At 68.9% G+C, this 11,675-nt stretch carries 12 protein-coding genes and 1 pseudogene; 8 read left to right on the top strand and 5 right to left on the bottom strand.

Annotated features, from left to right (window positions below):
• Positions 1-169: 169 nt before the first annotated feature.
• Both ACZYZ9_RS11195 and ACZYZ9_RS11190 read left to right on the top strand, forming a co-directional pair.
• Positions 170-1,303, top strand: coding sequence for an LpqN/LpqT family lipoprotein (locus ACZYZ9_RS11195; RefSeq protein ID WP_463826323.1), 1,134 nt, complete (start codon positions 170-172; stop codon positions 1,301-1,303).
• Positions 1,304-1,358: 55 nt separating this feature from the next.
• Positions 1,359-1,706, top strand: coding sequence for a hypothetical protein (locus tag ACZYZ9_RS11190; RefSeq protein WP_463826322.1), 348 nt, complete (start codon positions 1,359-1,361; stop codon positions 1,704-1,706).
• A gap of 23 nt (positions 1,707-1,729) precedes the next feature.
• Here ACZYZ9_RS11190 and ACZYZ9_RS11185 read toward each other — a convergent pair whose 3' ends face one another.
• Entirely contained in the window at positions 1,730-2,338 is a 609-nt protein-coding gene (locus ACZYZ9_RS11185; protein WP_463826321.1) for a YqgE/AlgH family protein, read from the bottom strand.
• A gap of 95 nt (positions 2,339-2,433) precedes the next feature.
• On the opposite strand from ACZYZ9_RS11185, the gene ACZYZ9_RS11180 reads away from it, so the two are divergent.
• Together ACZYZ9_RS11180 and ACZYZ9_RS11175 are read left to right on the top strand one after the other, a co-directional pair.
• Positions 2,434-3,762: an MFS transporter gene (locus ACZYZ9_RS11180; RefSeq protein ID WP_463826320.1), complete on the top strand. Its 1,329-nt coding sequence runs from the start codon at positions 2,434-2,436 to the stop codon at positions 3,760-3,762.
• Positions 3,763-3,775: 13 nt separating this feature from the next.
• A complete protein-coding gene (locus ACZYZ9_RS11175) occupies positions 3,776-4,549 on the top strand; it encodes a TIGR03084 family metal-binding protein (protein ID WP_463826319.1) in 774 nt (257 codons plus the stop codon).
• Positions 4,550-4,615: 66 nt separating this feature from the next.
• Here the strand turns inward: ACZYZ9_RS11175 and ACZYZ9_RS11170 are convergent, their stop codons facing one another.
• Positions 4,616-5,251 (bottom strand): hypothetical protein, encoded by a 636-nt coding sequence (locus tag ACZYZ9_RS11170; RefSeq protein ID WP_463826318.1) that lies wholly within the window; start codon positions 5,249-5,251, stop codon positions 4,616-4,618.
• 100 nt (positions 5,252-5,351) lie between these two features.
• Between ACZYZ9_RS11170 and ACZYZ9_RS11165 the strand changes: the two are divergent.
• The 4 genes and pseudogenes from ACZYZ9_RS11165 to ACZYZ9_RS11150 all read left to right on the top strand — a co-directional run.
• Positions 5,352-5,582 (top strand): annotated as a pseudogene (locus ACZYZ9_RS11165) (transcriptional regulator); the annotation flags it as partial.
• Positions 5,583-5,670: 88 nt separating this feature from the next.
• Complete coding sequence (locus tag ACZYZ9_RS11160; protein WP_463826317.1) at positions 5,671-7,053, top strand: acyl-CoA dehydrogenase family protein; 1,383 nt, start codon at positions 5,671-5,673, stop codon at positions 7,051-7,053.
• A gap of 22 nt (positions 7,054-7,075) precedes the next feature.
• Positions 7,076-8,068 carry a pirin family protein gene (locus ACZYZ9_RS11155; protein WP_463826316.1) on the top strand — a complete coding sequence of 331 codons (993 nt, stop codon included), beginning with the start codon at positions 7,076-7,078 and terminating at the stop codon, positions 8,066-8,068.
• A complete protein-coding gene (locus ACZYZ9_RS11150; protein ID WP_463826315.1) occupies positions 8,065-8,406 on the top strand; it encodes a GNAT family N-acetyltransferase in 342 nt (113 codons plus the stop codon). Before ACZYZ9_RS11155 ends, ACZYZ9_RS11150 begins: the two co-directional genes overlap by 4 nt.
• Before the next feature lie 9 nt (positions 8,407-8,415).
• Here the strand turns inward: ACZYZ9_RS11150 and ACZYZ9_RS11145 are convergent, their stop codons facing one another.
• The 3 genes from ACZYZ9_RS11145 to ACZYZ9_RS11135 form a co-directional block, all read right to left on the bottom strand.
• The gene (locus tag ACZYZ9_RS11145) at positions 8,416-9,897 is read right to left on the bottom strand and encodes a PPE domain-containing protein (protein ID WP_463826314.1); all 1,482 of its coding nucleotides are present in this window, start codon (positions 9,895-9,897) and stop codon (positions 8,416-8,418) included.
• Positions 9,898-9,985: 88 nt separating this feature from the next.
• Entirely contained in the window at positions 9,986-10,252 is a 267-nt protein-coding gene (locus ACZYZ9_RS11140; RefSeq protein ID WP_463826313.1) for a YdeI/OmpD-associated family protein, read from the bottom strand.
• Positions 10,253-10,331: 79 nt separating this feature from the next.
• Positions 10,332-11,579 carry an ammonium transporter gene (locus tag ACZYZ9_RS11135; RefSeq protein ID WP_463826432.1) on the bottom strand — a complete coding sequence of 416 codons (1,248 nt, stop codon included), beginning with the start codon at positions 11,577-11,579 and terminating at the stop codon, positions 10,332-10,334.
• Between the last annotated feature and the right edge of the window lie 96 nt (positions 11,580-11,675).

Below are 11,675 nucleotides of genomic sequence, written 5' to 3'. Positions count from 1 at the left end.
CCGACCCGGCCCCGATCGCCCGGCCACGGGTTGGTCTCGGTTGCGTTGCACAGCGATCAGAGGTTCATCCCAGCTGTGTTTCGAGCGTGGTCGGCGCTGTGAGCAGTGGTTACATTCAGCCTCGATGGCGGGCTTGAACAAGCAGCTCTTCTGGAGGGACCGGGGCGAAATGATTCGAATCGCGTGCAGTTGGCGGACCTTCGCCGGCGGTGTTGCCGCCGGGGTCGTCGGCGTCGTGATGGCGGCGGGCGGGACAGCATCGGCGGAACCGCTGGTACCTCAGCCGATCAATCCCGGACAGGTCCCGATGCAGCAGACCAGCCCGCCGGCTCAAGGATCGGCGATCTTCCCGGGCGGCGTGACGAGCAACAGATTCGCCCCCGCCCCCGCGCAGGCACCCGCCGCCGTCCCGGTCCAGGCACCCGCCGCCGTCCCGGTCGAAGCGCCCGCGGCGGTCCCGGTCCAGGCGCCCGCCGCGGTCCCGGTCCAGGCACCCGCCGCCGTCCCGGTCCAGGCGCCCGCGGCCGTCGCCCCCACCCCGGCGGCCACGGCACCGGCCGTCACCGGGACCCTGCGCGAATACCTGGAGGGCAAGGGCGTCAAGCTCGAAGCGCAACGACCGCTGGGATTCAAGGCCCTCGACATCACCGTGCCGATGCCGCCCCGCTGGACTCAGGTACCCGACCCCAACGTGCCCGACGCCTTCGTGGTGATCGCCGACCGGGTGGGCGGCAACAGCGTGTACACATCGAATGCGCAGGTAGTCGTGTACAAGCTGATCGGCGACTTCGACCCTGCGGAGGCGATCACCCACGGCTTCGTCGACAGTCAGCGGCTGCTGGCGTGGCAGACGACCAACGCCTCGCAGGCCAATCTCGGCACCTTCCCGTCGGCGGTGATCGAGGGCACCTACCGCGAGAACGACATGACGCTGAACACCTCGCGCCGGCACGTGATCGCCAGTTCCGGCTCCGAGCGGTACCTGGTGTCGCTGTCGGTGACCACCGCCGCGTCGCAGGCGGTCAGCGACGGTCCCGCCACCGACGCGATCATCAGCGGCTTCCGGGTCAGCGCACCCAGCGCTGCTGGCCAGGCACCGCCCGCCGCGGCTCCCGCACGAGTCGGCACGCCTGCCCCGGCCTCGCCGGTACCCGCCGCACCAGTACCGGCGCCTGCCCAGTCACCGGCTCCTGCCCAGCCGCTGCAGCCCGCACCTCGGGCCGCGGTCCCCGGGGCGGTCCAGCCCGGCGCCGCCCCGGCGCAGGCGGCACCACCGTTGCTGGCCGTGGTCCCATCGCGCTGACCCCGGGCACGGATCCCGGCGCGCACAATCGTCGGCGGGCTCGTATTGTGAGCGCATGCTTATCGCGGGCGTGCTGTGCGTGTGTGCGGCGCTAGCCGCTGCCGCCTTCGGGATCTGGTCTCTTGCCCAACCGCCAGCCGCCGATCCCACCCAGCTGGCCCTGCGCGCCATGGCGCCGACCCAGCTGGCCGCGGCCGTGATGCTGGTCGCCGGGGGAGTGGTGGCGCTGGCCGCGCCGGCGCAGACCGCGCTGGTGGTGGTGATCGTGTGCGTCACCGGCGCGCTGGGCACCCTGGCTGCCGGGTCGTGGCAGAGCGCGCGCTACGCACTGCGTCGTGAGGCCGTCGCGGCCGAGGCCGGCTGTGCCGGTAACTGTGCGGGTTGCACACTGTCCTGCAACTGAGGTCCTGCCACTGAGCAGACGGGCTAGTTGCGGCTGAGGTCGATCGGGTGAGTGGCCAGCAACGAAAGCGGCAGCGGCTGACGGCGCAGCACCTGACCCCAGAGGTCCGACCGCGGTGGCGCCAACACGTCAGATGGCAACGCCGACAACACAATCCAGTCGTCGCGCTCGATCTCGCCCTCCAGTTGACCGATGGTCCACCCCGAGTAACCCGCGAAAATCCGCACCCCTTCCACCACCGGCGCGATCAGATCGGGGTCGGCATCCAGATCGACCATCACCATGCGCCCGGCTACGTGACGTAAGCCCGGCACACCGTCGGGTTCGGCACCGACGCGCAGTACCGCCAGGCACAGGGCGGCGTCGCGCTTGACCGGTCCGCCGATGAACATCGTCTTCGGCTTGGCCGCGAGCTTGGCCCACTGCGGCAGGACGTTGTACACCGCTGTCTCGCTGGACCGGTTGAGCACCACTCCCAAGGTGCCGCCGTCGTTGTGCTCGACGATGTAGATCACGCTGCGCCGGAACGTCGGCTCGAGCAGGTCGGTGTTGGCCAGCAGCAGGGTACCGGCGCGCACGCGTTGCGCGGCTGGAGCGACCGAGTCGTCAGGGTCATCGTGCTGAGCCACCACAACATCATCGCACTCGCAGTCGCCTCACCGGTGCAAACATCCGCCGCCGGCGAAGATTTGTACTGTATTGAGACGACGCACGGCCGCTTCAGCCTTTGCCTGCGCCGATCGTGGAAGTGGGTCCCGTGATTCGCAGCCGGTTGCAGGCGAGCGCGCCCGTCGAGCTCTGGCGGTCGGTGCGGGCGCTGCCCGACTTCTGGCGACTGCTGCAGCTGCGCATGGCCAGTCAGTTCGGTGACGGCCTGTTCCAGGCGGGTCTGGCGGGAGCGCTGCTGTTCAACCCCGACCGGGCTGTCGGGCCGCTGGCGATCGCCGGGGCTTTCGCGGTGCTGTTTCTGCCGTACTCGCTGTTGGGGCCGTTCGCCGGTGCGGTGTTGGACCGGTGGGATCGGCGGCTGGTGCTCATCCGGGCCAATGTGGTGCGGCTCTGTTTCATCGGCGCGATCGGCGTCATCCTCGCCGTCAGCGCGGGGGAGGTGCTGTTGCTGTGCGCCGCACTGTTGGCTAACGGCATGGCCCGGTTCGTGGCCTCCGGGTTGTCGGCGAGCCTGCCGCACGTGGTGCCGCGCGAACAGGTGGTGACGATGAACTCGGTGGCCACCGCCTCGGGCGCGGTGGCGGCGTTCCTGGGCGCCAACTTCATGCTGGTGCCGCACTGGCTCGGCGGCCCCGGTGATCGGGGTGCGGCGGTGGTCATCTTCACCGCGCTGATCCCGGTGTCGCTGGCGCTGCTGCTGTCGCGGCGCTTCGCGCCCAAGGTGCTCGGACCCGACGACACCAAACGCGCCATCCACGGCTCGGCGGTCTATGCGGTGGTCACCGGGTGGTTGCACGGGGTTCGTACCGTTTTACAACGCCCGACGGTGGCCGCCGCCCTCTCGGGCCTGGCCGCGCACCGGATGGTGGTCGGGATCAACTCGCTGGTGGTGCTGCTACTGGTCCACCACATCAAGGACGCCGACAAGACGGGCTTCGGCACCGCGCTGGTGTTCTTCGCCGCCACTGGTCTGGGAGCTTTCCTGGCCAACGTGCTGACCCCGGCTCTGGTGCGGCGCTGGGGTCGTTACGCGACGGCCAACGCTGCGCTGGTCGCGGCCGCGGTCATCCAGTGCGGCGGCGCCACACTGCTGTTGCCGGTGATGGTGGTGTGCGGCTTTCTGCTCGGGTTGGCCGGTCAGGTGGTCAAGCTGTGCGCCGATTCGGCGATGCAGATCGATGTCGACGACGCGCTGCGCGGGCACGTGTTCGCGGTGCAGGATGCGTTGTTCTGGGTGTCCTTCATCGTTGCGGTCACCGTGGCGGCGGCGTTCATTCCCGACGACGGCCGCGCGCCGGCGTACGCGTTGTACGGTTCGGTGATCTATCTGGGCGGGTTGCTGGTGCATAGTCTTGTCGGCCGACGACGCGCGGCGGTCAGCAAATAGTCGAGGAGGAATCATGGCAGGTCCAGGTCCGTTCGTCGCCGACCTGCGCGCCGAGAGCGACGACCTGGACGCGTTGGTGGCGCCGTTGCCGCCGCAACGCTGGGCCGAGCCGACCCCGGCGCCGGGTTGGACCATCGCCCACCAGATCGGGCACCTGTTGTGGACCGACCGGGTGTCGCTTTTGTCGATCACCGACGAGAACGGGTTCGCCGACGTGCTGGCCGGTGCGGCTGCCGATCCCGGTGGATTCGTCGACGCCGGCGCGGAGGAGCTGGCGGCCAGGCCCGCCGCTGAACTGCTCACCGACTGGCGCGATACCCGCGGTCGGTTGCACGCGGCGCTGTTGCAGGTTCCCGACGGACGCAAGCTGCCCTGGTTCGGGCCGCCGATGAGCGCCACGTCGATGGCCACCGCGCGGTTGATGGAGACCTGGGCGCACGGGTTGGACGTCGCCGACACGCTCGGCATCGCCCGGCCGGCCACCGACCGGTTGCGGTCGATCGCGCATATCGGTGTGCGCGCACGGGACTACGCGTACCTGGTCAATAACTTGACCCCGCCCGCCGAGCAGTTTCGGGTGGAGTTGCGCGGGCCCGGCGGGGACGTGTGGTCGTGGGGTCCGGCAGAGGCGGCGCAGCGGGTTACCGGTTCGGCGGAGGACTTCTGCTTTCTGGTGACGCAGCGGCGGCCGCTGGGGTCGCTGGATGTGACGGCGGTGGGGGAGGACGCGCAGCGCTGGCTGGGGATCGCTCAGGCGTTCGCGGGGCCGCCCGGCGCCGGGCGATGAGCGCGCCCAAGCGCGCGAAGAGAGCCGGCGCCATCTACCCAAGCGCCGGGCGATGAGCGCGCCCAGCTAGGTACGGTCGCCGACCACGACGCGAGCGCGGGCCACGTCTTCCTTCTCGGCGGCATTTCCGCGCGCAAGCATGCCGGCCGGCGTCATCGGCACCGGAGCGCCACCGGTCGATGCAGTCGGACCGCGTACCTCAGCGGCGTTCAGCATCCCGGCGCGCAGGCTGCTGGGTTTGCCACCTTCTGGCTCGAAACTGCTGGTCGGACGGGTGTAGCTGGTCAGGCCGGCCCCGGGGAACCCGCCACCGGCACCGCCTACCGTAGCGACCCCACCACCCGAGGCGCCGGCGCCGAGCACGGGTTCGGCGGTCAGCGCTGCGGCGTTCGGCGCCCCGGCCGTGGGGAACATGCCCCCGAAGCCCTGCATCAGGCTCTGCGGCATGCTGGTGAGCCCCTGCATCATCTGCATCGGCGCCTGCGCCATCTCGTTGAGCGGCCCGGTCACGCCGGACACCATCTGCATCGGTTCCTGCATGAGCGAACTGAGCTGCTCGGTGGCTTGGGCGGGGGCCGACGTCTGGCCGGCGGCCTGCGCGACCTGCGTCGAGGCCTGCACGGCATTCTGCATACCGGTCTGGGCGGCGGCCTGGGCCACCGCTTGCGCCGCGGTCGCCGGGGCGGCCGGAGAAGCTCCCATCGGGGCGACCGGCGGGGGTACGGCTAACGTCGCGATCAATGCGGTGAGCGCCGCGGAGTAGGTCCAGCCGACGCTGCAGTTGTGCGGCCAGTGCTCACCGAAATACGGAGTGTGGGCCGGCGTGAAGTTGCCCGGCGGTCAGTACCGCAAACGCGAACAGCTCGCCGCGGCCCACGAGGTGTTGCGCCGCATCGCCGCCGGCGACATCAATGCCCGGCAGCTGCCCGAGAACGCGGCGTTGCTGGAGCGTCGGGAAAGTGACGATCTCGCCGTCGGCGCCGTGGTGTTGCATCTTCCCGCCGCCCGCGTAGGCCCGCGCTCGGCGGCTTGACCGAGGGATTGTCGGGCCACACCCGGGGTATACGGGAATTCGACAGTGGCCCCGCTCGGGCCGAGGCAGCTGAGCAAAGGCGCAACCTATGACCTTCGACCTGACCCCGACGGCAGCGCAGCACGATCTGGCGCGGCGCACCCACGAGTTCGCCGAAGAGGTGATCCGGCCCGTCGCCCTCGAATACGACCAACGCCAAGAGTTCCCCTGGCCGGTTCTGGAAGAGGCTGCGCAGCGGGGCTTCTACAGCCCGCTGTTCTACCGCGACCTGATCGGGGACCCCACCGGCATCTCGCTGCCGATGTTCATGGAGGAACTGTTCTGGGGATGCGCCGGAATCGGTCTGGCCATCGTCATGCCGGCATTGGCCCTGTCGGCGATCGGCCAGGCCGCCTCGCCGGAACAGATGCTGGAGTGGGCGCCGGAATGTTTCGGGACCCCGGGCGACATCAAGCTCGCCGCCCTGGCGATCTCCGAACCCGAGGGTGGCAGCGACGTCCGCAATCTGCGAACCCGCGCCCGCCGCGACGGAGACGACTGGGTCATCGACGGTCACAAGATGTGGATCGGCAACGGCGGTATCGCCAACGTCCACGTCGTCAACGCGGTCGTCGACGAGGAATTGGGCCATCGGGGTCAGGCGTTGTTCGTGGTGCCGGGCGGCACACCCGGTTTGGAGCTGGTGCGCAAACTCGACAAATTGGGCTGCCGCGCTTCCCACACCGCCGAACTGAAGTTCGACGGGGTGCGGATTCCGGGTGCGAATCTGCTCGGCGGCGAGGACAAGCTGGAACACAAGCTCGCCAAGGCACGCGAAGTGGTGGCCGGCGCCAAGAAGTCCGGCTCGGCGACCATGGGCACCTTCGAGCAGACCCGGCCGATGGTGGCAGCCCAGGCCATCGGGATTGCCCGCGCTGCGCTGGAGTACGCGACCGCCTACGCGACCGAACGCGAGGCCTTCGGCGGGCCCATCATCGACCATCAGGGAATCGCATTTCCGTTGGCGGACTTGGCCACTCAGATCGATGCGGCACGGCTGCTGACCTGGCGGGCGTCCTGGATGGCGGCCAACAACGTGTCGTTCGAACGGGGCGAGGGCTCGATGTCCAAGCTTGCGGCGAGCGAGGTCGCTGTCAAAGCCACCGAGCGAGCCATTCAGACGATGGGCGGCTGGGGTTACATCACCGATCATCCGGTCGAGAAGTGGTATCGGGATGCGAAGCTGTACACCATCTTTGAAGGGACCAGTGAAATCCAGCGCATGGTGATCTCCAACGCGCTGGGCGCCGCCGTCGACACCCCGCCGCTGCACATCACGGTCGAGCCGACGGGTGGGCCGTTCAACAAAATGTTCGGACGCGGTACCCCGCTGCGTTCCCGCGCCGCCGACACCGCACTGTCCCTGCGGGACCGCGTTCCCGAGCCGATCATGCGGATCGCCATGAAGGCAATCCAGCCGCCGGGCAGGTGAGCCCGCGAGTGCAGACGCGAAAGTGAGCAATCTCGAGGCCGCTCCGGCCGAAGTCGCCTGCAGCGCTTCGCCGGTCGAGGTTGACGCCGACATCGTCGAAGTGCTGAACCCACGTGCGGTGCCGCTGGGCGGACCGCGCGCGATCCGCGTGCAGCGCACCCTGCCGCAACGGCAACGGTCGCTGATCGGGGCGTGGTGCTTTGTCGACCATTACGGGCCGACGGACCATCACATGGACGTGCCGCCCCACCCGCACACCGGACTCCAAACGGCGAGTTGGCTTTTCAGTGGGGAAGTGGAACACCGTGACAGCGCCGGCGTGCATGCCACGGTGCGGCCGGGTGAACTGAATTTGATGACGGCGGGCGCCGGCATCTGTCATTCGGAGGTGTCCATTCCTGGCCAGTCACTGCACGGTGTGCAGTTGTGGATAGCCCTGCCGGATTCGGCCCGCGACACCGACCGCGGCTTTGCCCACCACCGCCCTGAACCAGTCGCGCTGCCCGGCGCGATCGCCCGGGTTTTTCTCGGCCAGCTAGCCGGAAGCCGTTCGCCGGTAAGCACATTCACTCCGTTGATCGGTGCGCAGCTCGATCTCGACCCGTCCGCGTCGCTCGAGCTCGACGTCGATCCGGCCTTCGAACACGGGGTGTTGTGCGACCAGGGCGACATCCAGCTCGGCCGAACCACTCTCGCGGCGGCCGACCTCGGGTACCAGGGTCCGGGAAACTCCATCCTGCGGCTGCGCAATATGGTGGATCGGCCGGCCCGGGTGCTGCTGCTGGGTGGCACTCCGTTCTGTGAACAGTTGGTGATGTGGTGGAACTTCGTCGCGCGCAGTCACGACGAGATCGTCACCTATCGGCGGCTGTGGCAGGAGGACCAAGACGGCCCGGAGAACCGCTTCGGTGCCGTCGAGGGATATCAGGGATCGGTCATACGCCTACCGGCGCCGCCGATGCCCACCACTCGGCTGCTGCCCAGGCCGCTGCCCCAACCGAAGGAGCGCTCGTGACCACCGACAAGACCGGCGCAGAGACCACCGTCACGACCGGCGACAACAGGTATGACATTTCCGTGGCCGGCCAATCCGTCGGCTTCGCCGATTTCGCCGATCGCGGTGATCAGCGCGTCTTCCACCACACTGAAATCGATCCCGAATTCGGCGGTCGGGGACTGGCGACCATCCTGTTGGAAGAGGCGCTGCAGGCCACCAAGGCTGACGGCAAGCGCATCGTCCCGGTCTGTTCCATGGTGGTCACCGTGCTCAAGAAGCATCCCGAATACGACGACATCACCGATCCCGTCACGGCCGAGGTGGTGGGCTGGGTGAACTCCCAACCGGGTCACTGAGTCGCGGGACTACTGCTCGTCGTCCCAGGTGGTGGGCAACATCGGAATGGTCGGCCCGCCGCCGTATCCGTCGGCCGGCAGGGTGATCAGGCCGGCGGCATCCGCCTCGCCCCGGTAGGTGCCGCCCAAGCCCATCGCGCTCGCGCCGCGAGTCGACGCGGTGACCGCGGGTTCCCCGTCGGGATCGAGGTCGTAGTCCAGCACCTCGTCGGCGTACTGCCGCTCCGGCATGGTCGCGGCGCGCCGTCGCCGGGCCCGCCGTTTCTCGCGTGCCGCAACCCCGGCGGCCGCGGCCGGAATTCCCTGCGCCGGCGCCTTCGCGCCGGTCCCTTCTCGCAGGGTCGGCGGGACGCCACCGCCCGGGTCGAAGCCCGCCACGGCATACGGCACCAACGTGCCGGCCGCGGGTGCTGCCGAAGCAGGCGCTGCTGCAGTCCCGCCCGCGCCGACCGACCCGGTGGACGCGGCGGCGGATGTCACCCCACTCGGCGCCAGACTCGCCAGCGGCAAGGCCGTGGAATGCCCGCTCAACGTCAGCGGGGTCGGAGCGGCCGACGCGCCGGCGACAGCCGGTCCCAGCGCAACCAGCTGCTGGCCCACCCCGGCCACCACGCCGAGGGTGATCGCCAGCAGCGGCTGGAGCAGCAGCTGCGGATAGGTCAGCGCCGCCCCGACATTGGAGAACACCTGGTAGGCCACGGCGGACAGGAACGGCCCCCATGTCACCAACGCCTGCGACGGATTGGTGAGGAAGTCGGTGACGAGTTTGACGCTGTTGCCCAGCGGGTCCTGCAGAAAATTGGTGATCGGCTCGAACAAGTCCTGGACGTAGCCGGTGTACCACTGCAGCAGCTGGCTGATCAGGTTGGCGATGTCGATTTGGGAGCCCGCGTCAGCGGCCGGGGCCGCCGCCGCAAGTTGGCTGGGCTCGGCGGCCGCGGTAGCCGAGTCGGCCTTGACCACCATCGGGGCCGGTCCGGTCGTCGGAACCGCGGCGGTCGCCGTCGTCGCCACGGTTTGGTACGTAGCCATCGTGGTCGCTGCCTGAATCCACATCCGCAGGTAGTCGGCTTCGTTCAGTGCGATCGGGATCGTGTTGATGCCAAAGAAATTCGTCGCGACCAGCACCCCGTGCACGACGTGGTTGGCGGCCAGTTCCGGCAGTGTCGGCATCGTGGCCAGCGCCGTCGTGTAGGCCGCGGCAACGGTCTCCTGCGCAGCCGCGGCGGCGGAGCTGTTGGTCTGCGCCACCGCAAGCCAGGCCAGGTACGGGCCGTGCGCAGCGCCGTAATCCGCAGCCGACGGACCCTGCCACGACCCCGCCTGTACCGCACCCAGGACGCCGGTGAGTTCGGCAGCGGCCGCAGCGTACTCCGCGCTGAGCGCCTGCCATGCCCCCGCGGCGGCCAGCAACGGGCCGGGACCCGGCCCGGCGGACAACAATGCCGAGTGCGCTTCGGGTGGCCAGGCCATCCACATCGGACCGGTCACCCGTCAACCCCCACACGACATCACACCCACCAGTGGTCTCCCCGCCATCGAGCAAGTTGACCCGGTAGGCCGGTGCTAAACCGATCGGCTATCTGCCGTTGCGCTCGCGGTGCTTGCAGCCCGGCCAGCAGCAGGGCCGCCGCTTGCCTTCTTCCAGTTCCTCTTGAGTCCTGCGGATGCGGCGCTCGCGTGTCTTTTGCTGCTTGGCGTCCTCGACCCAGCAGATGAACTCGTTGCGTGCCAGCGGGGTGATGTCGTGCCAGAGGGCCAGTGCGGTGGAGTTGGCGGTCAACGCCTCGCGCAGGTCGGCGGGGAGTGGGTGCACCACACCGCCGGGCACTTGCTGGCTGTTCACGAGGCCAGGGTAATCGAGAGGGTCATCGGGGAGAACCCGGCGATGAGACGTTCCGGCCGACGATCCGACAGCTCAGCGCTCAACCGTCCTCGTCCGCTTCCAACCGGGTACGGGAGGTCTCCTGCTGCCCGAACAGCGGCCGGTGCACCTGCTGGTGCCCCAGAACGCCCTCGGTGTACGCCGTCTCCGCGTGCTGGCTGAGGTCGACGCCATTCACCTCATCCTCCCGGCTGATGCGGAAGCCGATGACGAGGTCGATCACCTTGGCCAGCAGATAGCTGACCGTGAACGCGTAAGCACCGACGGCCACCATGGCCAGCGCCTGCTTGCCGAGCTGGCCCACCCCGCCGGCGTAGAACAGTCCATTCGGACCCTTGGTCATCACCGCGGTCGCCAGCAGACCGATCAGCAGCACCCCGACCACGCCGCCGACGAAGTGCACGCCGACGACGTCGAGCGAGTCGTCGTAGTTGAGTTTGAACTTCACCGTGATGGCGAACGCGCACACGATTCCGGCCGCCATTCCGACGACAGCGGCACCCAGGGTGTTCACGTAGCCGCACGACGGCGTGATCGCCACCAGCCCGGCCACCACTCCCGATGCGGCGCCGAAGGTGGTGGGCTTGCCGTCGCGGAGCTGTTCGACCGTCAGCCAGCCCAGCATGCCCAGGCAACCGGCGACCAGGGTGTTGAGGAAGACCGCGGAAGCGAACCCGTCGGCGGTCAGGGCCGAACCGGCGTTGAACCCGAACCAGCCGAACCACAGCAGTCCCGCTCCCAGCAGCACGAACGGCAGGTTGTGCGGACGCATGGCCTCGGTCTTGAAGCCGATGCGCGGGCCCAGCACCAGGGCCAGCGCCAGGGCCGAGGTGCCGGAGACGATCTCGACTACCAGACCGCCGGCGAAGTCCAGCGCGCCCAATTTGGACAGCCAGCCCGCTGGCCCCCAAACCCAGTGCGCGACAACGGAATACACCGCGATCACCCATAGCGGGACGAAGATCAGCCAGGCGCTGAATTTGGCGCGGTCGGCGATGGCGCCGCTGACCAGGGCCGCGGTGATGATCGCGAAAGTCAGCTGGAAGGTCGCGAACAGCAGTTCGGGAACCTGGCCGTGCAGCGTCTGCGGACCGATCCCACTCATCCCGGCGTGCGACAGACCGCCCAGGAATCCGCCGGCGCCGCCGTCGGAGAACGCCAGGCTGTACCCGACGAGCAGCCATGCCACGGTGACCAGCGGGATCGAGATGAAGCTCATCATGATCATGTTCAGCACGCCGGTGGTGCGCACCATGCCGCCGTAGAAGATTGCCAACCCGGGCGTCATCAGCAGCACCAGCGCCGTGCTGGCCAGCAGCCACGCGGTGGCGGCGGGATCGATGTTCAACTCAGGGCTCCCTCGATAGTCGTCGATGAGAATGTA

The sequence above is a fragment of the Mycobacterium sp. IDUB_28 genome (assembly GCF_055419285.1).
The sequence above is the reverse complement of the archived record's forward strand: the minus strand, read 5'-3'. Positions and strand labels throughout refer to the sequence as shown.